The organism is Clostridium magnum DSM 2767 (genome assembly GCF_001623875.1).
GTDB lineage: Bacteria > Bacillota > Clostridia > Clostridiales > Clostridiaceae > Clostridium_AM > Clostridium_AM magnum.
In genome coordinates this window covers 468,973-491,406 of sequence record NZ_LWAE01000001.1, presented here as the reverse complement: position 1 = coordinate 491,406, position 22,434 = coordinate 468,973, and the positions used below count along the sequence as shown (strand labels likewise).

The following is a 22,434-nucleotide window of genomic DNA, read 5'->3' as shown; positions in this document are numbered from 1 at the left end:
TAATATCAAATCTTATCATTTTTCACTAAATTATTATACGATATTTAATTTTTATTTTCATATTAAATATTTTTTTTCAAAAGAAATGGTTTACTTCTCTGAAAATACATTAGTTCTATTTCCATGTCACTATTTACTAAGAGACTTTTTCCTTTAATAATTTTACCTATAACTAAAGCTTTAATACTCTCTTTTTGCAGTATTTTTAGTAATGATTAACCACCTCTAGCTTTAACAAGGAAACTTTTGAATAACATAAATAAAATTTTTTCTCTTCTAAAAAATAAACTAGCACCATTTTATAGTTTCCATCATATTATTAATATAAGGATTAATTTATGGTGGTGTATGTGTTTTGAAATATATCGGTCCCTTTTTAAGAATCAACAAATTAAACAAAGAAAATATTAATCATCAACTCTTTTATTTAGCAAAGGAATCCTTAAATCAAATTGTACTATATTCTAAATGCGGAGTATATAGCTCACCAAAAGAACTTAAAATGAGAAATACTTCTAACTTTGATATTAACACATTTAAAGACCTTTCTCCACTTTTATGTATATATAGAAAGGCGAGTCCTAAGCTTATAAACCTAGATAATAAGCTTACTTGGAACGAAGATAAATTTAAAAAGGAAATAAACATAGATAGTAATTCTTTAATGACATTATGCTTACTTGATCTTTCAGATTACTATAAGAATTTTAAGGACATAGATACAAATAACTACAATTTAAGCGAGCTTTATCGTTCATTATCTAATAAGCAATTAGAGTTTTATGCTTCTTATTTTAGGAATCAAGAAGGCGTATTTATAGATAAAAAGTTTCAGGGTAACTTATATGATGAAGAATTAAAGTTTGAGGAAAAAGACAAAAAATTTAGTTTTGCATCCCAAGCACTCCTTATGGCTGCATTTTATAAATGCTCAGACTTAATGGAAGGTGAAGAAAAAGAAAGTTACAAAAATTTTTCTCTAGACATTTTAAATATGTTTTTAGAATATAGAGAAGAATTATATGATCTCCCCGCTGATGAACTTGTTAAATTATGCATAGGATTAAATACTTTTTATAAGTATTCTAAGAATGAAGAATGTAAACTTCTACTTTTAGATTTATCTGAATTTTTATTCGAAGATTCAATTGATACTAAGCTTTCTTTTACAACTAAAGATATAGAACTTAACTGCTTAAAATATATAAACTATATACTATTCTATAAGAACACTGGTATCATTAAATTTAAAGATAAAGCAGACAAATTAGTTTCTAAACTTTTAGACTTATATGACCCTGAAAAAGGAATCTTTACAAAGTATACTGAAGGTAAAGACATTACTTTCTCTTGTACTGAAATTATATTATATCTTTTAGTTTGCATAATAAACTCGGATATAAATGAACAAGAAAACAAGAGTAATGAAATTATTATAGATATATTTAAGCGCCAAATTATAGATTCAGGAATTATTCTAAGCTGGCCTGATGCACCTGATTTAACTAATGTGGAGAGATATAGAAATTACTCTTTGAAACCTGATGATTTGATGGAAGAACAGCATTTTAGAATGCCCTCAATACCAACACCAGAAAGTTATGAATTAGCTCCTGTATTTGCAAAACATGTTACTTATAATAAAAAGAAAGAAATCTTTAAAGACCCAAGGCTTTCCTTTGATAGTTATAAAAATATGCTAATATTCTTCTTCATTATACAAGTCTTAACTCCTAATAAACTTTAAAAAATAATTTTTAAAGTTTATGGATATAATAATATAACCCACAGTACAAGCACCTTATAGCAAATAGACTTCAACCTGCTTGATAAGGAGGTACGTAAATTTATGATGGACATAAGTTGTTCTGAGAACTGTATGCATTCAAAAAACGGTAAGTGTACATTTAACCACGTTACTCCACTTTCAAGTGTTTTTAGCTTGGAAGCAGGCTGTGCTTATTTTATTCCTAAGCAATCTACCAAAAAAACTCCCTTAAAATAGGGAGTTTTTTACTTAGCACATACTTTAGGCATCTTTGACTTGTTATTTTCTTTCAGATACCTTATCTAATTTTATATTACCTTTATTAGTTGTATATATCCCCTCGATACTATCTTTTTTACAAATTATATTATTATAAAAATATAGTGGAACTACTGGTACATCCTCCATTAATATATTTTCTGCTTCTTTTGATAACTCTATTTTTTTAATTTTATCTTTTTCCATTTTAGCCTTTATAACTTTTTCATCAAATTGTATATTTTTATATCCATAAAAATTAATATCTGAACTAGATATCCACTGTTCCAAGAAAGATAATGGATAATCATAATTACCTTCACAATCAATCTTAGCCATATCATAATCTTTTTTCTTTATTTCCTCGGAAAATTCTTCTTGTTCATAACCTTGGCATTCTATTTTTATCTTTAAGTTTTCATTTAATTTTTTTGCTATACCTTCACATGTTTTCTTATTCTCTAATGTGTCTAAATAAATTAATTTTAGAGTTTGCTTATTTTTTTCATATTCACTGTTACTTATTAAACTTTGGGCAGTCTCTTTTTCTAAATCTTTCTTGAAAAACACCTTATTTATAAATTTACCGCTCATACCGTCACTAATATTAGAGGGTATATATGACAAGGCCTCTTTTACTGTGCCATTAAGTATTTCATTAGCTATATTACTTCTATCTATTCCTATAGAAATCGCTTTTCTAAGATTTATGTCCCTGACTATACCTTCCTTCTTTAAATTAAATATTAGTAAACTAGAATCACTGGAGGATGCTGTTTGTGCTTTTCCTGAATTGACAAGATCTTTAAATTCACTGATTGGAGGGTTTGTAAATAAATCAATTTTATTATTTTCAAAAGCTGCAAGGGTTGCCTCACTACCATCAATGCAAGTAAGCAAAATCTCATTACTTTTTATTGAATCTTCATTCCAATAGTTAATATTCTTCTTTAGAGTTATATCATTATTATACGAAAGGTCATCTATAATAAAACTACCTGAATATAATATATCCTTGTAGTCTTTCTTCCATGTCTTTAAACTATCATTTAATTTTCTTAAAGAATATATAGGCTGAGAAAGTATATTTAAAAAATAGTTACAAGGATAGTTTAATCTTATTTCAAGATTTTTTTTATCAATTGCTCTAACTGCTACATCATTAAAGTCACACTTCCCTTTCCTATAATCTTCTGCTCCAAATATATAATAAAGCTGCTCAGCATATCTATTATCTATATCCTTACTTAAAAGTTCAGAAAAAAATGTAACAAAGTCCTCGGCATTAATATCACTTCCATCACTCCACTTTGCATTTTCTCTTATTTTAAAAGTATAACAAGTATCATCATTACTTAAAACCCAACTCTCAGCAATTGCAGGATTTATTTTTCCCTTATCATCTTCGCTAACAAGGCCTTCAAACAAATTAACTAACAAGTCCTGCTGTCTTAAATCGTAACTTTCAAGCATAATTAAATCTTCTGGTGCTTTTCCCAAATTATAGACCATATAATCTTTTAGTTCTTCATTTTTATTTCCCTGCACACTTTTTTCAACACATCCACTAGAAAACATTATACTTAAAATTAATATACAACAAATGAACCTTTTCATAGTTCCCTCCATTAATTCCCTCACTTAGTACACTATCTAAATTATTAACACTTATTTTGAAAAATAAACAAGTATTATTTTCTAACTTAAAATTAAATCGGTACGAATTATGATATAATATTTACATATTTTGAAACATTTCCAATTCAACATATGTAAATTAGTAAAAATAAACTGAATAAAATGGAGGAAACTAAAATGATACTTACCATAGAAATATTAGGTATATTAACTATGTGTACTATAATATTTATTTTAATATGGGGATTTATAACTCTAAATCAAATATTAAGACAATTGAAATATAAAAATTATCTCATGGAAAAACTCACACAACATGTGCATACTCTTGTACAAAAGTATGATGCCTTGCTGCAACAGGATAGTAATTAAAATTACTTATCTATAGCTTATCAAAGACTTATTTCAAAAAATGCTCGTTAAATACATAAAATGTATTTAACGAGCATGCTGTCCATTATTATAAACAGACCTAAATATCTTCAAACTTCACTTCATCTTACATTCATATACATGAAAAATATTGTTCCCACTGCAATTATCATGCAAGTTATAGGATATACTATATTTTTAAGACTAGCCTTTAAGTCAAACATTCTAGCAGCTAAAAAAACCATGGTAAAAAATATACACCATTGTAGAGTGTTATAGCTGTTAAAATATTTTACATATATAAATTGATATGTAGTAAGGAGTGTTAATATTAACGTAAAAATAGTTAATGAAACTCCTATCCAGCCTAAGCAATTAATAGCCCTTCTCATTTTTTTCCTCCACCCATTAGTGCTTTATTTTATACAAACAAAATCATTTTCACCCGATGACTATCCGCTCTAATACTCCCATCTTTATATGAAACTCCTCTTCCTCAGGTCAGAGGAGTAAGCGATTCACACAAAATCATAGATTTTGGTTCTCTGCTTAACTGTGAGTAAAGAGCGGCTACGTCCCTGGATTCGTTCAACTAAGAATTAGACGGGTTTGCAAACCCATCTAATTCAAGTTTCCACTTCATGATAAACCCTTTTCGAAATTTTGTAAATGTCTGTTTTTCATAGGTAATTTTGCATAATAGTTAATTTCTTAGAATTTCTTCAAATTCTTCTTCATTTATTATTCTTACTCCTAATTCTAAAGCTTTATCATGCTTCGAACCGGCTGCTTCTCCTGCTAAAAGGTAATCTGTTTTTTTACTTACACTTCCTGATACCTTTGCTCCAAGGGATTCTAATTTTTCCTTTATTCCAGTTCTGGTGTAATTTTTTAATGTTCCTGTCACAACTACAGTTTTTCCACTAAGAGGACTTTCCGACACTTCTTCTTCCTCATAATAAGGCTTTACTCCTAATTCTAAAAGTTCATTTATACTGCTTATTATCTTTTCCTCTTTAAAAAACTCTAGTATGCTTTTTGCAACAATGCCACCTATATCCGGGACTGCTATAAGCTCTTCTTCTTTAGCCTTTTGTATATTATTTAATGTTTTAAATGTTTTAACTAAATCTGTTGCTGTTTTTTTACCTACATTAGGAATACCTAGAGAATAAATAAAGGATGGTAAATCGCAATTTTTGCTATTTTCTATAGCATCTATAAGATTTTGTGCTTTCTTTTCTGCAAATTTATCTAAACCTAAGAGATCATCTTTTACTATTCTATACAAATCAGCTATAGACTTTATTTGCAGTTTTTCAAATAATTGCTCTGCTGTCTTTTCACTAAATCCTGCTATATTCATAGCTTCTCTACTTCCAAAATGTACTATACTCTTAACCATTTGAGGTTTGCAAGATAATGTGTTATCACAAAAATAGTGTACGCCCTCTTGAACTAATTCACTACCACAATAAGGACAACTTGTAGGTGCCTCTATTTCTCTACTATTCTCTATGGTTTGCTCCACTACACCCATTATTTCAGGGATAACATCGTTAGATCGGCGAACAAATACATCACAACCTATTCTAACACCTTTTCTATGTATATCATCCATATTATTTAGGGTAGCTCTTTTAACAGTAACCCCAGCAAGTTCTACTGGTTCTAGTAAAGCTGTAGGAGTTACTCTTCCGCTTCTGCCAACATTCCATTCTACATCTAAAAGTCTTGTAGTAACTTCTTCAGCTTCAAATTTATAAGCTATAGCCCACTTAGGAAACTTTACAGTGTATCCTAATAAATCCCTAGTTGCAATATCATCAACTGCAATTACTACTCCGTCTATGTCATAGTCAAGATTGCTTCTTATACTTTCAATAAACTTTAATTCTTTTTCAATTTCCTCTACAGTTTCGCACACCTTTATGTAATCATCTATAGGAAGTCCCATTTCCCTGATAAAATCCATCATCTCTATATATGTTTTGAAAGAAGGTCCTTCATTATACCCTACATCATAAAAGAACGCAGATAAATTTCTTTTTGCGGTTTCTTTTACGTTTAAATTTCTTAACGCTCCAGCGGCACCGTTTCTTAAATTTTTAAGGGTCGTTTCTGACTTCTTATTATATTCCTCGAAAGCAGTGCGGGTCATTATTGCTTCACCATGGACTTCTATAGTATAGTCATTATCTATTTTTAGAGGTAATGTTTTTATTGTTTTAGCTTGAGCTGTTATGTCTTCTCCAACTACACCTGTACCTCTAGTTGCTGCTTTAATAAGTACACCATTTTCGTCATAGGTACAGTTTACAGTAAGACCATCAAACTTTTTAGTTAATACATACTTAAGTTTTGGAAGCTTATCTTCATGAGTCGAATTATATTCCTCCAAAATCCTCCTATTTCTCGTATCCCATTCTCTTATACCTTCAAGGCTTTGGGATTTATCCAAACTCCACAACCTACCCTTATGGGTATATTTTTTAAACTCGGATAGTGTAACATCTCCAACTCTTTGTGTAGGCGAATAGGGCATTACTATATTTGTTTCCTTCTCTAGCTTAACTAGTTCATCATATTTTTTATCATATTCTTTATCAGAAATACTAGCACTGTCCAACACATAATATTCATATGAATATCTATTTAATTCGTCAATAAGCTCTTTAATTACTTTTAACTTATCATTATTTTCACTCACGCTTTAGCCTCCCTATACTGCTTCTAGTGGAGCAACTCCATACATTAAATTTTTTATTCCCATTTTATCGAAGGCTATAGTCAATCTAATATCACTACCGCTCTTAGAAACACTTACAATTGTACCTACTCCAAATTTGCTATGTTTTACTTTTACCCCAGCCTTAACATTTTCAGGTTTTAAAGAATTAGTGCTACTTTCTTTATCATTACGATCAGTGGCAGTATAAGACATACTACTAGGAACAGTTATTGGAGGTTTTATGGAATTAAAACTACTTCTAGGTCCATTACCACTTATACCCCTACTTTGATTACTACTTATTCCTCTATTTAAATTGCTATTTATGCCGACATTATTGCTACCTCCGAAGCTAGGAAAGCTTCTTCTTATAGCCCCTTCATATTCCTTTAAATCTACTGATATTTCATCAATAAAATCTGATTGAGAATAGGATACAGTTCTTCCAAACACTCTTCTAGTTTCTGCAGAAGTCATATAAAGCTGTTCCTTAGCTCTAGTTATTCCAACATAACAAAGTCTTCTTGACTCTTCCATTTCGCTAAAATCATTTAAAGATTGACTTCCTGGGAAAATACCATTCTCCATACCAACCATAAATACTACAGGAAACTCCAGTCCTTTAGCACTATGTACTGTCATCATCACAACCGTATCTGCATCTTCATTAAAGTTATCTATATCTGAAACTAAAGTAACCTTTTCTAAGAAGGCAGACAATGATTTATCTTCAGATGAACTTTCAAATTCAGCCGCTGCAGATACAAGCTCCTTTAGATTTTCAACTCTACTAAGATCATCTATATCCTTTGAGCTTTTCAGCTCTTGTAAGTATCCAGTACTGTCTAGTATTTCCTTTATTAAAGTAGAAACAGAAATTTGATCTCTACTTCTTATAAAACTATTTATTAAGCTTACAAATTTTTTGATAGAAGACACAGCTCTAGTTGGAAGATTCAGTACCTGTTCCACATCTAACAAGACACTATACATGCATTCATCCATTGAGCTTGCAAACTCTTGAACTTTTTGTACAGTGGAATCTCCTATACTTCTTTTTGGTACATTTATTATTCTTCTTAAACTTATATCATCAAGAGGATTATTTATAAATTTCAAGTAAGCCATTATATCCTTGATTTCTTTTCTATCATAGAATTTTAATCCTCCAATAATTCTGTAAGGTATATTAGATTTCATAAAAACATCTTCAAAAATACGTGACTGTGCATTAGTTCTATATAGTACTGTAAAATCTTTAAAAGATTTATTCTGTTCCTGCTTAATTTTTTTTATTTGAGAGGAAACATACATACCTTCATCAATGTCTGAATGAGATCTATATATTTTTATCTTTTGCCCACTATCACTATCTGTTCTAAGCATTTTATTTTTTCTTTGGGCATTATTTTTTATAACATCATTTGCAGCCTTTAGTATATTAGCTTTAGATCTGTAATTTTGCTCTAGTTTTACAACTTTAGCTTGAGGATAGTCCTTTTCAAAATCTAAAATATTAGTTATATCTGCACCTCTCCATGCATATATACACTGATCATCATCTCCAACGACACAAATATTTTTATGGGCTACTGCTAAAAGTCTAACTAACTCATATTGGGATTTATTGGTATCTTGGTACTCATCTACCATTATGTACTGAAACTTTCTCTGATAAAATTCAAGTACATCAGGATTCTTTTTAAATAACTCTACAGTTTTATAAATTAGATCATCAAAATCTAATGCATTGTTATTTTTTAACTTTTTCTGATATAAAAGATACGTATCCGCAATTTTATTTAATCTAAAATTATTCCCATTTTCTTTCTTAAACTTCTCCGGTGATATTAGATTATCCTTTTGTTCACCTATCTTATTTATTATCTCTCTATCTGTTATATCTTTATCATTTATATTCAACTCTTCCATACACTGTTTCATAAGAACTTTCTGATCATAGCTGTCATATATTGCAAAGTTTTTATTGTATCCCAATTTATCTATTTCTCTTCTTAAAATCCTTACACAGCTTGAGTGAAATGTTGAAACCCACATAGAGTCTACCTGGTCACCAACTAGAACTCTTATTCTTTCTCTCATTTCCTCTGCTGCTTTATTTGTAAAAGTTATAGCCAAAATTTTAGAAGGATATATATCTAAATCCTCTATCATATGTGCTATTCTATAAGTTAATACTCTTGTTTTACCTGAACCTGCTCCAGCCAAAATTAATAGCGGTCCGTTTACTGTTACAGCCGCCTCATACTGTTCCTTATTTAAAAGTTTCTTCAAATCCATAGTATTCACTCCTTGGCTTTTTTACTTTGCCATGTTTATTTCATGACTGTTCTCTCTAATACGTTGATCTCTAAATTAACCTCAATCTAATTGAAGTTTCACTTCATATTATAACATTTCAACATAAGTTTAATCATTAAAAAATAAAAAAATGTGCTGATTCATCCACTGGTTATAAGTGGTACCAACACATAATATTTTAATTTTACCATACAAACTGCTCTATATATTTTTAGTCTATTTCTTATCTTTTAATCTTTCTAATATTATCTTATAACCGTCACTACCATAATTTAGACACCTATTTACTCTGCTTATTGTAGCAGTACTTGCTCCTGTAGCAGCTGCGATATCAAGATATGTTTTTTTACTCTTTAGCATTTTTGCTACTTGAAGTCTTTGTTCTAATGCCTTTATCTCATTTATAGTGCAAATATCATCAAAAAGTCTATAGCACTCCTCTTTAGTTTTTAAAGATAGTATAGCCTCACATAAAAAATCCATCGCTTCACTTTCCAACTTGGATTTATATTCTTCCATGAGCTCAACTCCTTATTTAATCTACGTATTTGTTATTATCTTTTATTCTTTAATTTTATCACGTATTAAAGTATTAATCTATAAAAATTTACTTCTATCAAGTATTAAAGTATTAACGCATAAAAAAACAGCCCATTGGGGCATGGGCTGCTTGTCAATAAATAAAAAGGGGGCTATTTATCCTTTTATTTATCCTTGCATGACTATTATAGTAGAGATGATATGAAATTTCAAGTTTTTTTGCAAATTAAATTGTAAAAAATATTTTAAATTGATAGTTTTAAATCATATTTTACTAATTTACATGTATTCTTGTATTTCAGTAAAATTAAACTAAATTTCCTTGAGAATTTTCACTTCTTCTTCGGATAATTCTCTATAGGTTCCCTCTTCTAGTTCATTATCTAATTCAATAGGTCCAAATTTTATTCGTTGTAAATAAACTACATTTTTATCCCTGCTAATAAACATTCTTTTTACTTGGTGAAACTTTCCCTCCTGAATAGTAACGTTAACTCTTGAACCATTTTCATCAGCTTCTAAAATTTCTAATTTTGCTGGTAAACACTTATACCCATCATCTAAAACTATACCTTCTGCAAAAGCTTTAACATCCTCATCAGTTACTGCTTTATCTATTTCAGCATAGTATACCTTATCTACATGCCACTTAGGTGATATAAGTCTATGATTTAACTCTCCATCATTTGTTATTAATAGTAGCCCAACGGTATCTTTGTCCAATCTTCCTACTGGAAAAGGTTCAAATACCTGATGCTCTGGTTCCAATAAATCTATTACAGTTTCATCATAATTATCAAAGGTAGCAGAAACTACTCCATCTGGCTTATTCATCAACAAATAAATAAACTTTTTGTAGTTTATTAATTTACCAAAAACTTTAATTTTGCTCTTTTCCGGATCTATCTTCATACCGCTATCATTAACTACTACATCATCTACTTCCACTATTCCATCTTTTACAATAGCCTTTACCTCTTTTCTTGTTCCATATCCAAGATTGGCCAAAACTTTATCTAATCTTTCCATGAAAAATCCTCCTACATATCTTAATCTATTAAGTATTATAACCTTTAAGCAAAAAAATAAAAACAGTCTAATCAAAGACTGTTCTTATTTGCCATAATATTTCATTACTTTCTGCACATAGTCTCTCGTTTCATAAGGCAATCTAGTAATATCACTTGTGCCCTTTACTCCTCTACGTTGAAGTGTTCCTGGTCCAGCATTGTATGCTGCTAAGGCTAGTTCCTTAGTATTACTATACATATCAAGCAGTCCCTTTAGATACTTGGTACCTCCATCAACATTTTGTTCTACGTTATAAGCATCAGAAACTCCTAGTTCTTTAGCAGTGCCAGGCATAAGCTGCATTAATCCCATAGCCCCTGCACCAGAAGTAGCTTTTGGATTAAAGCTTGATTCCTGCTTTATAACAGCCATTATAAGAGCTTTATCTACTCCATATTTTCTAGATGCTCTATCCACTGCATCATCTATACTTGTATTACCACTATTCACATCACTATTTACATCTTTGTATATGGAACTTAATCTTTGTCCTGCACCATATCCAAGATTACTTAAGTCCTGATCTCCTAATCCAAGCATATTTAAATCTATATTTCCATCACTATCAGTCATAGCTTTAGTTAAACTTTCCATCATAAGTGAAAAAGAATCTGAGTTTCCTACGGCTTCTTTGAATATTTGAGTCATTAACTGAAACTGCAAAAGTTTTTCAGCATTCTTGTTATTATCTACTTGCATTTTTTTCACCAACCTCTATATTCTTTACACTCATATGTTATCGTACTTTTCTCTAAATACTTTAATATAATTGTTTAAGTTAATTGGTGGCTACTAATCCTTTCATTCTACATTAAAGATAAAAGTATCGTAGTCTTCATAGGAAACTTTGTTATATTGACTCTTGGCTAATACTAATATTTTGTACTTATCCTTGCTGAATGGCATAAAAGTATAATAATTCTTCTTACTATAATTCTGAACTAAATTCCATTCATCCTTCTCCATTAAGAAAAATTCATATACTACATCATTCCCTCCTTCGCTTCTAACAGTAAAATTAATCGGGTCATTACAAGTAAACTTTACCTTATCACAGGTTATCTTAGTATTAGTTACCGGAAGGGTCTCATGAACTTCTATTCTAACTTCTCTCTTACAATCAAAGGGCTTATCACTTTCTATGTTTTTTCCAAAGATCTCAACAGTATAGACTCCGCTGCACTTAGGAGTAAATACATAACCCTTTTCATCAACAAAATCTGTCTCTTCAACTTTATGGTTATTTATTTTTAATTCATACTTCATTAAAATATTTTTTGTATTTTGCGCTACTACATTTAGTGCAATTTTCTCTCCCACCATGTAATATTCTCTTATTGGAAAAAGAACATAATCAATATTGGCCGGAATATATCTTAGGACTTTTAGAGTTATAACAGAATGAGAATCAAATTCCCTATCAGAATACTTATCCTTTACCCTTATATCTAACTCATATTCTCCCTGTTCTTTCGGTATGAAATTTATCCAATTACATGTGCCGTAATCTATCCTTTCCAATTCCTCTTTATCTTTCCGTATGATAAAAGAATACCTTAAGTCTGTTCCTCCAGAAGCATGTACAATAGCTTGTACTTTTTCATCTATTAAAATTTTATCCTTTTTATCAACTAATATATCATCTATCTTTACAGGTTCCTCACTTCTCTCATCAACAACATAATCAAATGACTCGGAAGTCTCATAATCTCCCTCGAAGGATTTGTCTTTCACCCAAAGAGTTATCTTATAGTTACCGGGGATCTTGCTCTTCCAAACATAAGAATTATTTCTTATATATCCGGAATCTTCACTACAACTTCCGGTAATAATATATCTGTATATAACTTTTTTTCCTCCTATAACTTCAGCAATCAAATCGATCTCTGTTCCAGTCAACTGTGGGGAATTTAAATTTGATGTGAAATTTCTTATTATCAATTCGTTATATTTTTTTACTCTAAAATTTATAACTACTCTAGTATCAAAAATACTAGTAGAATACATATCTTTTGCTAGGCACAACAGCTTATATTCCCCACTTTTGGCCTCCACGTAGTTAACAACTTTTTTTGTAGAATAATCTTGTACACATTCAGCTTCACCACTAGGATTTATTTTTATGAATTTATACAATATTGTTCTTCCTTCTTTATGGGAAGATTCTACTTTAAATATAAGTTCTGTATCCTCTATCAATTCAGAGTTTAAGCATTTAAAGTCAGTAATTTGAATTTCTTTAAGAGGTATAACTTCAAATTCTATGGTTTCAAAATCGTCATAGCTATTCTTTGAATCTATATTTTTACATTCAACTAGTATTTGTCCTTTTCCTTCTGATTTTACCACCCAAGTCAAAGTGTTATCAGCTGAATAATCTTTTATAATTTCCCATTTATCTTTTACTCTAATCCAATATCTAAACATAAGAGGAACCTTATTAGCATCTACAAATAAATTAAGTTTTTCACCTAAATTTAACTCATATTGATCTAGTGAGAGATTATTTATTAGCTTTTCTTCTACTTTGCCTATTATGTAATCTATCCTTGATATATAATCAAAGCTTCTATGGCCATCTTTTTTTTTGCCTTCAACCATGATTATATATTTCCCCTCTTCTTTAGGAGTCCATTCTACAGATCTGTCATTAGTAAAATCCTTTAATGTAGTCCAAGTTCCATTGGAGCCTATCATGTATTTGTAAAGCAAATCTTCCTCTAATGTATCTTCTATACTTATTACTATCTTTGAATTTTTTTCTTGCGGACTTTCTAAATTAAAATTTATAGCTAATTCATTCATTTGTACTACACATCCTCTGTTTAAAATATCCCATGAACTATATTATACTATAATCCCATATTTTGTAATAGGCTTTTATTAACATTTATATTATAATTTTATAATATAGTTATTATATAGCTTAAAATATTATGATAATTTTATCGGAGGCCATCTAATGAAGATTTTTAAAGTGGTTCTAGAAAAATTTAATAAATTAAAGGCTTCAGTTGATGATTTTACCCAATTTAGACCTTATATATTTCAAGTTCAAAATGGTAATTCTCAGTTATCTATAAAAAACTACTCTATTATAGAAAATGATATAGTAATAACACTAAATGAAGAAGTAAATATAAAAAACAACTGCTTTCTTAGTTATGAATATTTATTGGAAAAAGTTTGGTTTTACCCTCTATTTTCCACAAAAGAATTTGATGACAGGTTTTATCACGATCTAGCGCTAGGCGCTATATACAGTAAAAACTATACAATATTTAGAACATGGTCTCCTGCTGCATCTAGTATTAACTTACTTCTTTATGATACAGCAGAAAGCTCCAATTCTGAAAATGTAAGACGGTTTGCTTTGAAAGAGAATAACGGCTTATGGTCTACTCTGATAAAAGGAGATTTACAAGGTTCCTACTACAACTATGAAGTCACCGTATACAATAATGTAAGTGAAATAGTTGATCCTTATGTAAAAGCTGTAGGTATCAATGGTATGAGAGGCGCAATAATTGATATAGAAAAAACTAATCCTGAAGGTTGGAAAAATGATAAATCTCCAGAACTAAAAAACTACACAGATGCTATAATTTATGAAACAAGCATACGGGATATATCAATCCACCCAAATAGCGGTGCAATCTATAAAGGTAAGTTTTTAGCACTGACTGAAGAAAATACCGTATCAAATAAACAAATATCTACATGCTTAAATCATATAAGAGAATTAGGGGTTACACACATACAATTTATGCCTATTTTCGATTTTAGCTACACAAGCGTTGATGAAAGGAACCCTGATAGATATAACTGGGGTTATGATCCTCAAAATTATAATGTTCCAGAGGGAAGCTATTCAACAAATCCCTATGACCCATACTATAGAATATATGAACTAAAGAAAATGATTTTCTATATTCATAAAAATAATCTCTCTGTGAACATGGATGTGGTATTTAATCATGTTGAAGACACCATAAGCAGCAGCTTGAAAAAGGTCTTTCCTGAATATTATTTTAGATTTTCAGATGATAATACTCTATCAAATGGAAGTGGATGCGGTAATGACACTGCTTCTGAACATTCAATGATGAGAAAATTTATTGTTGATTCTGTTATGTACTGGGCCAAAGAATATCACATTGATGGTTTTAGATTTGATTTAATGGGATTACATGATATAGACACAATGAATTTAGTAAGAAAAAAGCTTGATGAATTTAAAAGACCTATAATGGTATATGGTGAAGGTTGGGACCTAAATACGCCTTTGGGTAAAAACATAAAAGCAACTGATTTAAACTCTAAAAAATTACGCCCTATAGGTTTCTTTAATGATAAAATAAGAGACTGTATAAAGGGCAGTGTATTTAATGCTCTGGACAAAGGTTTTGCTACAGGAAAATTTTTCTTAGAAAACATGCTAAAGAAGTGTATATCAAGCTACTACCTAGATCCATATCAATCTATAAATTATGTGTCCTGTCATGACAATTATACATTGTGGGATAAAATTGACTTAAGTTGTACTAGCGAAAGCTTTGAGGATAAAAAGAGTATGGTAAAACTATGTGCTTCAATTATATTAACTTCTCAAGGAATACCATTTATATATTCTGGAGAAGAGTTTTGCAGAACTAAAAATGGAGATCACAACAGTTATAATAAGCCTGATTCTGTAAATTGGCTAGATTGGGATAGAAAATCTGAGTTCATGGATGTTTTTCATTATTACAAAAAGCTTATTCATGTAAGAAAAAATCATGGTGCCTTTAGAATGTTAAATATTGAAGACATACAAAACAATTTAATTTTTATAGAAAATACACCTAATAATATTGTTGCATTCATTATAAAAGATCATGCTAACAATGATACATGGAAGGATATATTGGTAATTTTTAATGCCAATAAAGAAGCCGTACACATAAATATACCAGAAGGTCCTTGGGAAATGGCTCTGGATAGCAATTCATATACAAATAATCAAATAATCTCAGGATCAACTATGTTTATAAATAGAATTTCTTCATATATACTATTTAAACTTTAAAGAAAAACAGAACTTGTAATTTTATACAAATCCGTTTCATAGCCTTCAATGGAGTTATCGTATATGACATTAGTTATACGAAAATAAGAACCTATCAAAACATTACTCTTTGTTAGGTTCTATTTCTTTCTGCTTTTTTATTAACTTTAGTAGATTGTTATATAATCTTTCATCATCTTCCTTACTTCTTTTTTTAGGATTAGATGTTTTACCACCACCCCGTCGAACCTTAGCAGATATATGTCTTTCAAATAGAAGCTTATCTATATTGCTATCATCATAAATATATCCTTTAGGACTTATTGCATAAGCCTTTTTTCCAAGTACCATAGCCGCTACACCAAAATCCTGGCTAATAACTATATCCCCTTTTTTCGCCTCATTAGCCACAGCCATGTCCACACTTTGAAATCCTTTATCCATGTATTTAATAGTACTGTAGTTGCTATTTAGTATATGGCTTATATCACAAAACATAATAACTGGCACATCATTTTCCTTAGCAGCCTTTTCTATTAAATCTTTACCTGGGCATGCATCTGCATCTACTATTATCTTAATACTAAACACCTACTCTCATCTTTATATTTGTTGTAATTAATTTTTCCTACTATAAATTAATAGTTGACAGTGAAGGCCTATCTTTTCTGAATAAAGAAAAATTAACCTTTGCTGTCAACTGTTAATTACTTAAGTCTTGCTTCTAAATCAGCCTTTAAATCTTCAAATCCTGGCTTTCCAAGAAGAGCAAACATATTTTTCTTGTATGCTTCTACACCTGGTTGATCAAATGGATTTAATCCCATTAAGTATCCACTTAATCCACAAGCTTTTTCAAAGAAGTATACTGTGTAACCAAAATAATATGCAGTTAATTCTGGTATACTTATAATTATTGAAGGAACGTTTCCATCACTATGAGCTAAAACAGTTCCTCTTAAAGCTTGATGATTTACAAAATCCATAGTTTTTTCTGCCAAGAAATTTAATCCATCTAGATTTTCTTTTTCTGCTTCTATAGTTAAATCTTTTCTTGGTTTTTCAACATTTATAAATGTTTCAAATAACACTCTCAAACCTTCTTGTATGTATTGTCCCATTGAGTGTAGATCTGTTGAAAAATCTGCTGCTGCTGGGAATATTCCCTTGTTATCTTTTCCTTCACTTTCTCCGTATAATTGCTTCCACCACTCTCCGAAATAGTGTAAGCAAGGCTCAAAATTAACTAACATTTCTGTAGTCTTGCCTTTTCTATATAGTGCATTTCTTGCTGCTGCATACTTATAAGCATCATTCTTTGCAATCTCAGTGTTATTATATGCTTCTCTTGCATCTGCTGCACCCTGCATCATTTCTTCTATATTAACACCTGCTGCTGCTATTGGAAGAAGTCCTACTGGAGTTAAAACTGAAAATCTTCCGCCAACGTTATCTGGAATTACAAAAGTTTCATATCCTTCTGCATCAGCTAAAGATTTTAATGCACCCTTTGCTTTATCAGTTGTAGCAAATATTCTTTCTTTTGCTCCATCTTTTCCATATTTCTTTTCCATTAAGTCTTTAAATATTCTAAAGGCTATAGCAGGCTCTGTAGTTGTACCTGATTTTGATATAACATTAACTGATATATCCATACCCTCGATAGTTTCTAATAAATCTGCCATATAAGTTGAACTTATATTATTTCCTACATAGAAAATAGCTGGACCTTTTCTCTTATCCTTTGATAAGCTACCATAGAATGTATGAGTTAGCATTTCTATTGCAGCTCTAGCTCCTAAATATGACCCACCTATTCCTATAACTATAAGTGCATCTGAGTTACTTCTAATTTTTTCAGCAGCTTTTTGTATTCTAGTGAATTCTTCTTTATTATAGTTAACAGGTAGGTCTACCCATCCTAAAAAATCGCTTCCTGCACCAGTTCCTTCATGTAACATCTTGTGTGCTTCGTTAACAAATGGTTGTAGGTTTGTAATTTCATGCTCCTGTAAATAAGGCATAGCATTACTTAAATCTAATGTTAAACTTTTTTTAGACATTCTTTATACCCTCCGCATTCATATTAAATTAGCCCTCAGTGAAATTTTATTCTATTAATTCATATAAATCAAGATGTTAATATACATTTTTTACACAAATTAACAGTTGAAACCTTTTACATTAAGATTATTTTGAAATTTAATCTTTTACATTGATAAAATTGTATCAAGTATTAGTATTTGCATATAATAATATTTTAAAACATAAAAAATTTAAAAATATTACACTTATATAACTTTACTCCATTTTTATGGATATACCTTTCAACACATTATTCACAATTTGTCCACAGCCAATTGTGGATAACTATAAAACATCTCATAAGAATAATCCAAAAACAAAAAAGTGTTTTTGATTATTTCTATTTAGAAATTAATATCAAAAACACTTTTTATATTATCTACGTCATTGATTTATCCGATGACTACCCGCTCTAATACTCCCATCTTCTCCAAAGTGTACGTTGCGAGCGGGTACGCCCCTGGATTCGTTCAACTAAGAATCAGCTGGAGTTTGAAACTCCAGCTGATTCAAGTTTACACATCACAATAGTTTTCAATGCTTCAGGTTTATTCCCACTCAATAGTAGCAGGAGGTTTTGAAGTTACATCGTAAACTATTCTATTTACTCCTTTAACTTCGTTAACTATTCTTCTACTTACTTTGTCTAAAACTTCATATGGTATTCTAGCCCAATCAGAAGTCATTGCATCTGAAGATGTTACTGCTCTTAAAGCTATAGTGTGACAATAAGTTCTTTCATCTCCCATAACTCCTACTGATTGTATATTAGGAAGGCATGCAAAATACTGCCATATAGCTTCATCAAGACCAGCATTAGCTATTTCTTCTCTAAATATAGCATCTGCTTCTCTTGTTATTTCTAATTTTTCTTCATTTATCTCACCAAGTACTCTTATTGCAAGTCCTGGTCCTGGGAATGGCTGTCTCCAAACTAATTTGTGAGGAATTCCAAGCTCTTCTCCTACAGCTCTAACTTCATCTTTAAATAACTCTCTTAAAGGCTCTATAAGCTTAAATTGAATGTCTTCTGGAAGTCCACCAACGTTATGATGACTCTTTATTGTAGCTGAAGTGTCCGTACCACTTTCAACTATGTCAGGATATATTGTTCCTTGAACTAAAAAGCTTATTTCTCCAAGCTTATTGGATTCCGCTTCAAATACTCTAATAAATTCTTCACCTATTATTTTTCTCTTTCTTTCAGGGTCTGATACTCCTGCAAGCTTTCCTAAGAATCTATCTTTAGCATTTACTCTTATCAAGTTCATATCAAACTGCTCTTTAAATATTTTTTCAACCTGGTCTCCTTCATCTTTTCTAAGTAAACCATGATCTACAAATATACATGTTAACTGCTTGCCAATAGCTTTATGAACAAGTACTGCAGCAACAGATGAATCAACTCCACCAGATAATGCACAGATTACTTTTTTATCTCCAACAGTCTTCTTTATAGCTGCAATCTGCTCTTCTGCAAAAGAAGACATAGACCAATCGCCTTTTAATTCGCAAACCTTAAACAAGAAGTTTGAAAGCATTTTCTTTCCAAAAGGTGTATGTTCAACTTCTGGATGGAACTGAACTCCATATATTCTTCTTTCCGCATCTTCCATAGCAGCTACAGGAGTTTGGCTTGTTGTTCCAACTATTCTAAATCCAGCTGGTGCTGTTTCCACATAGTCTGTGTGACTCATCCAGCAGCTTTCATTTTCTTCAACTCCATCAAATAATGGACATGAGTTATCTAATTTTACATCAGTTTTACCATATTCTCTTACTTCAGGACTTTTAACATTTCCGCCAAGAGTATGGGCAATAAGTTGCTCACCGTAACATATTCCAAGTACAGGAACACCTAGTTCAAATATTTCTTTATCTATTCTTGGAGCACCTTCTCCATAAACACTGTTAGGTCCTCCAGTAAAGATTATTCCCTTAGGATTCTTTGCTTTTATTTTATCTATTGAGTATGTGTATGGTACTATTTCGCAGTATACATTATTTTCTCTGACTCTTCTTGCTATTAACTGATTGTATTGCCCTCCGAAGTCTACTACTAGAACTAATTCTCTTTCCATTCTATCCTCCAAAACTTTTATTTTAATTTCTACTGTGCACTTACACTGTAATTTGGTGCTTCTTTAGTCATTGATATATCATGTGGATGGCTTTCTCTAAGTCCAGCTGATGTTTGAACTACAAAATTAGCTGTGTTATAAAGGTCTACTAAAGTTCTTGCTCCAAGATATCCCATGCCTGAACGTATTCCACCAACAAGTTGGAATATTGTATCTGCTACATATCCTTTATAAGGCACTCTTCCTTCGATACCTTCTGGAACTAACTTCTTGTTTCCTTCTTGGAAGTATCTGTCTTTACTTCCACAAGCCATAGCTGCTAAGGAACCCATTCCTCTATAAACTTTATAACTTCTACCTTGATATATTTCTGATTCACCTGGTGATTCTTCACAACCTGCTAACATTGAACCCATCATTGCAACCTTAGCTCCCGCTGCTAAAGCTTTTACTACATCGCCAGAATACTTTATACCACCATCAGCAATTACTGGGATTCCATATTTTTCTGCTTCTTCTACACAATCCATTACTGCTGTAAGCTGTGGCACACCTACACCAGCTACTACTCTTGTAGTACAAATTGATCCAGGTCCTATACCAACCTTTACGCAATCTGCTCCTGCAAAGATTAAGTCTCTCGTAGCTTCAGCTGTAGCAACATTTCCTGCAATAATTTGTAGTTGAGGGTATTTTGCTTTAATAGTCTTAACTGCTTCCATAACCCCTTGTGAGTGTCCATGAGCTGTATCTAAAGTAATTACATCTACTCCTGCTTTAACTAAAGCATCTACACGTTCCATCATATTTCCAGTAACGCCTACTGCAGCTCCACATAACAATCTGCCTTTTTCATCCTTTGCACTGTTAGGGAATATCTTCACCTTTTCAATATCCTTAATAGTTATAAGTCCTTTTAGATTATTGTCTTTGTCTACTAAGGGAAGTTTTTCTATCTTGTGATTTTTAAGCAGTTCTTTTGCTTCTTCTATAGTAGTATTTTCTGGAGCCGTTATCAAGTTCTTACTTGTCATAAGTTCTGATATTTTTCTGTCGTAATTTGTTTCAAATAATATGTCTCTATTTGTTATTATTCCAACTAATTTTCCATCAACTGTTATAGGTACTCCTGATATTCTATACTTACTCATAACTGCATTAGCATCATTTATAGTATGATCTGGTGAAAGATAAAAAGGATCTGTTATTACTCCATTTTCCTGTCTTTTTACTCTGTCAACTTCATTAGCCTGCTGCTCTATGCTCATATTTTTATGTATGATACCTATTCCGCCTTCTCTAGCCATAGCTATAGCCATTTTAGACTCAGTAACAGTATCCATCCCTGCACTCATAAGAGGAATATTTAGTTTTATTTTTTTAGTTAGATTTGTAGCTAAGGTAACCTCTTTTGGTAGAACTTCTGATTTGTTTGGCACTAGAAGAACGTCATCAAATGTATATGCTTGTTTTATAATTTTTGCCATCAACACACACTCCCTTTAAAAAATTAATTATTCATAAAAGCTCATTTATTGAGTATTTTCTACATAAATAAAACAAAAAATTCGTCTATCTATATCTACCGGGAGTGTTTTAATTTTCACAGCTTAAAACAAAGAACCATACCCAATTGCACTGTGTGTGAAATTAGTATGGTGGTGCCACAATAACTTCACTCATAGTCAGGACTTTGCGGTTCCCGGTAGAAACTCCCTGCCATATTCAGGGGATATACGAGTTAAATTAAGAAATTATTCAGTTTATGATTTTTTTCTTCCTATCAAATTGACTATTTACACTATTTTATTCAATTTTCACGGTTTTGTCAATGAATTTGTTGTAATATTACTTTTTTCAACGGTGTTTGACTTTCTCTCCAAAGCTACAGTTATTCTACTCTAACTTTCCTTTAATTATCAATCTATGGGTAGCTATTCTTATAGGTGTACAAGTTACTAATGTAATAATAGGTTCTTTTGTATTATCTAATACAGAAATTTCAGATGGTTCTACTACTTTTTTTTCATATACCTTATATTTGTATTCATTTATATTGGTTTTTACAATAATTTCGTCATCAACTTGTAATTCGTCTAATCTATTAAAAAACTCTCCATACGTATAGCTTCTATGACCGGCTATGCAAAAGTTACCCATTTCTCCTGGTAAAGGTGTTCCTGGAAAATGTCCAACTGCATACTTTAAGTTTTCACTTTCTATTCCCTCACAAATAGCAGCTTTAAGATTAATTTTAGGAATAGTTATTATACCTATAGCACCTTTAATATTATCTAAATCTTTACTTTTAATTTCAGAATCATCTGTATATGTTTTTTCTTTATCTACATCTTTAATAGTATTTTCAAAAGCATTTATCATATCTTTCTGATTTTTATATACTTTATACTTTGCAAAGCCTGAAAATGCTATTAAAGAAATTCCTGCTAATATCATAATTATTCCTATGATTTTTTTCATAAATACTCCTTGGTTTAACGCCTAATTTACTAAAAATATT

General features: G+C 30.8%; 16 protein-coding genes and 1 riboswitch. Of the genes, 3 read left to right on the top strand and 13 right to left on the bottom strand.

Translation table 11 applies throughout. From position 1 onward, the window contains the following. The first annotated feature begins 355 nt into the window (after window positions 1-355). Window positions 356-1,747 carry a hypothetical protein gene (locus CLMAG_RS02245; RefSeq protein ID WP_066617354.1) on the top strand — a complete coding sequence of 464 codons (1,392 nt, stop codon included), beginning with the start codon at window positions 356-358 and terminating at the stop codon, window positions 1,745-1,747. A 300-nt stretch (window positions 1,748-2,047) separates the two neighbouring features. On the opposite strand, the gene CLMAG_RS02235 is transcribed toward CLMAG_RS02245, so the two are convergent. Next, window positions 2,048-3,643 (bottom strand): peptide ABC transporter substrate-binding protein, encoded by a 1,596-nt coding sequence (locus tag CLMAG_RS02235; protein WP_066617349.1) that lies wholly within the window; start codon window positions 3,641-3,643, stop codon window positions 2,048-2,050. A 198-nt stretch (window positions 3,644-3,841) separates the two neighbouring features. On the opposite strand from CLMAG_RS02235, the gene CLMAG_RS02230 reads away from it, so the two are divergent. Further along, complete coding sequence (locus tag CLMAG_RS02230) at window positions 3,842-4,036, top strand: hypothetical protein (protein ID WP_066617345.1); 195 nt, start codon at window positions 3,842-3,844, stop codon at window positions 4,034-4,036. Between the two features lie 122 nt (window positions 4,037-4,158). On the opposite strand, the gene CLMAG_RS02225 is transcribed toward CLMAG_RS02230, so the two are convergent. The 7 genes from CLMAG_RS02225 to CLMAG_RS02195 form a co-directional block, all read right to left on the bottom strand. Next, window positions 4,159-4,428: a hypothetical protein gene (locus CLMAG_RS02225; protein WP_066617341.1), complete on the bottom strand. Its 270-nt coding sequence runs from the start codon at window positions 4,426-4,428 to the stop codon at window positions 4,159-4,161. Between the two features lie 311 nt (window positions 4,429-4,739). Beyond that, the gene (gene ligA / locus CLMAG_RS02220) at window positions 4,740-6,746 is read right to left on the bottom strand and encodes an NAD-dependent DNA ligase LigA (RefSeq protein ID WP_066617338.1); all 2,007 of its coding nucleotides are present in this window, start codon (window positions 6,744-6,746) and stop codon (window positions 4,740-4,742) included. 12 nt (window positions 6,747-6,758) lie between these two features. Then, a complete protein-coding gene (pcrA, locus tag CLMAG_RS02215) occupies window positions 6,759-9,068 on the bottom strand; it encodes a DNA helicase PcrA (protein ID WP_066617336.1) in 2,310 nt (769 codons plus the stop codon). 237 nt (window positions 9,069-9,305) lie between these two features. After that, entirely contained in the window at window positions 9,306-9,608 is a 303-nt protein-coding gene (locus CLMAG_RS02210; RefSeq protein WP_066617329.1) for a YerC/YecD family TrpR-related protein, read from the bottom strand. Window positions 9,609-9,941: 333 nt separating this feature from the next. After that, the gene (locus CLMAG_RS02205) at window positions 9,942-10,658 is read right to left on the bottom strand and encodes a 16S rRNA pseudouridine(516) synthase (protein ID WP_066617324.1); all 717 of its coding nucleotides are present in this window, start codon (window positions 10,656-10,658) and stop codon (window positions 9,942-9,944) included. A gap of 84 nt (window positions 10,659-10,742) precedes the next feature. After that, window positions 10,743-11,399, bottom strand: coding sequence for a lytic transglycosylase domain-containing protein (locus CLMAG_RS02200; RefSeq protein ID WP_066617321.1), 657 nt, complete (start codon window positions 11,397-11,399; stop codon window positions 10,743-10,745). Between the two features lie 102 nt (window positions 11,400-11,501). Beyond that, window positions 11,502-13,505: a triple tyrosine motif-containing protein gene (locus tag CLMAG_RS02195; protein WP_066617318.1), complete on the bottom strand. Its 2,004-nt coding sequence runs from the start codon at window positions 13,503-13,505 to the stop codon at window positions 11,502-11,504. A gap of 157 nt (window positions 13,506-13,662) precedes the next feature. Here CLMAG_RS02195 and pulA point away from each other — a divergent pair, with 157 nt between their 5' ends. Further along, entirely contained in the window at window positions 13,663-15,768 is a 2,106-nt protein-coding gene (pulA, locus tag CLMAG_RS02190; protein ID WP_066617315.1) for a type I pullulanase, read from the top strand. Window positions 15,769-15,870: 102 nt separating this feature from the next. On the opposite strand, the gene CLMAG_RS02185 is transcribed toward pulA, so the two are convergent. The 5 genes from CLMAG_RS02185 to CLMAG_RS02165 form a co-directional block, all read right to left on the bottom strand. Beyond that, on the bottom strand, window positions 15,871-16,329 hold the full coding sequence (locus tag CLMAG_RS02185) for a YaiI/YqxD family protein (RefSeq protein WP_066620284.1): 459 nt from the start codon (window positions 16,327-16,329) through the stop codon (window positions 15,871-15,873). Between the two features lie 125 nt (window positions 16,330-16,454). Further along, window positions 16,455-17,810, bottom strand: coding sequence for a glucose-6-phosphate isomerase (locus tag CLMAG_RS02180; RefSeq protein ID WP_066617312.1), 1,356 nt, complete (start codon window positions 17,808-17,810; stop codon window positions 16,455-16,457). 570 nt (window positions 17,811-18,380) lie between these two features. Continuing rightward, complete coding sequence (gene guaA / locus CLMAG_RS02175) at window positions 18,381-19,913, bottom strand: glutamine-hydrolyzing GMP synthase (protein WP_066617309.1); 1,533 nt, start codon at window positions 19,911-19,913, stop codon at window positions 18,381-18,383. Window positions 19,914-19,942: 29 nt separating this feature from the next. Next, window positions 19,943-21,400 carry an IMP dehydrogenase gene (guaB, locus tag CLMAG_RS02170; protein WP_066617306.1) on the bottom strand — a complete coding sequence of 486 codons (1,458 nt, stop codon included), beginning with the start codon at window positions 21,398-21,400 and terminating at the stop codon, window positions 19,943-19,945. Between the two features lie 175 nt (window positions 21,401-21,575). Next, window positions 21,576-21,673, bottom strand: a riboswitch (purine riboswitch). 136 nt (window positions 21,674-21,809) lie between these two features. Further along, the gene (locus CLMAG_RS02165) at window positions 21,810-22,394 is read right to left on the bottom strand and encodes a class D sortase (RefSeq protein ID WP_066617303.1); all 585 of its coding nucleotides are present in this window, start codon (window positions 22,392-22,394) and stop codon (window positions 21,810-21,812) included. Window positions 22,395-22,434 lie beyond the last annotated feature (40 nt).

Bases quoted from the DNA above. Each gene is read 5' to 3' on its own strand.
- CLMAG_RS02180 (WP_066617312.1), bottom strand. From the start codon at position 17,810: ATGTCTAAAAAAAGTTTAACATTAGATTTAAGTAATGCTATGCCTTAT.
- CLMAG_RS02225 (WP_066617341.1), bottom strand. From the start codon at position 4,428: ATGAGAAGGGCTATTAATTGCTTAGGCTGGATAGGAGTTTCATTAACT.
- CLMAG_RS02165 (WP_066617303.1), bottom strand. From the start codon at position 22,394: ATGAAAAAAATCATAGGAATAATTATGATATTAGCAGGAATTTCTTTA.
- CLMAG_RS02195 (WP_066617318.1), bottom strand. From the start codon at position 13,505: ATGAATGAATTAGCTATAAATTTTAATTTAGAAAGTCCGCAAGAAAAA.
- CLMAG_RS02200 (WP_066617321.1), bottom strand. From the start codon at position 11,399: ATGCAAGTAGATAATAACAAGAATGCTGAAAAACTTTTGCAGTTTCAG.
- CLMAG_RS02230 (WP_066617345.1), top strand. From the start codon at position 3,842: ATGATACTTACCATAGAAATATTAGGTATATTAACTATGTGTACTATA.
- guaA (WP_066617309.1), bottom strand. From the start codon at position 19,913: ATGGAAAGAGAATTAGTTCTAGTAGTAGACTTCGGAGGGCAATACAAT.
- CLMAG_RS02205 (WP_066617324.1), bottom strand. From the start codon at position 10,658: ATGGAAAGATTAGATAAAGTTTTGGCCAATCTTGGATATGGAACAAGA.
- CLMAG_RS02235 (WP_066617349.1), bottom strand. From the start codon at position 3,643: ATGAAAAGGTTCATTTGTTGTATATTAATTTTAAGTATAATGTTTTCT.
- pulA (WP_066617315.1), top strand. From the start codon at position 13,663: ATGAAGATTTTTAAAGTGGTTCTAGAAAAATTTAATAAATTAAAGGCT.
- CLMAG_RS02210 (WP_066617329.1), bottom strand. From the start codon at position 9,608: ATGGAAGAATATAAATCCAAGTTGGAAAGTGAAGCGATGGATTTTTTA.
- pcrA (WP_066617336.1), bottom strand. From the start codon at position 9,068: ATGGATTTGAAGAAACTTTTAAATAAGGAACAGTATGAGGCGGCTGTA.
- guaB (WP_066617306.1), bottom strand. From the start codon at position 21,400: ATGGCAAAAATTATAAAACAAGCATATACATTTGATGACGTTCTTCTA.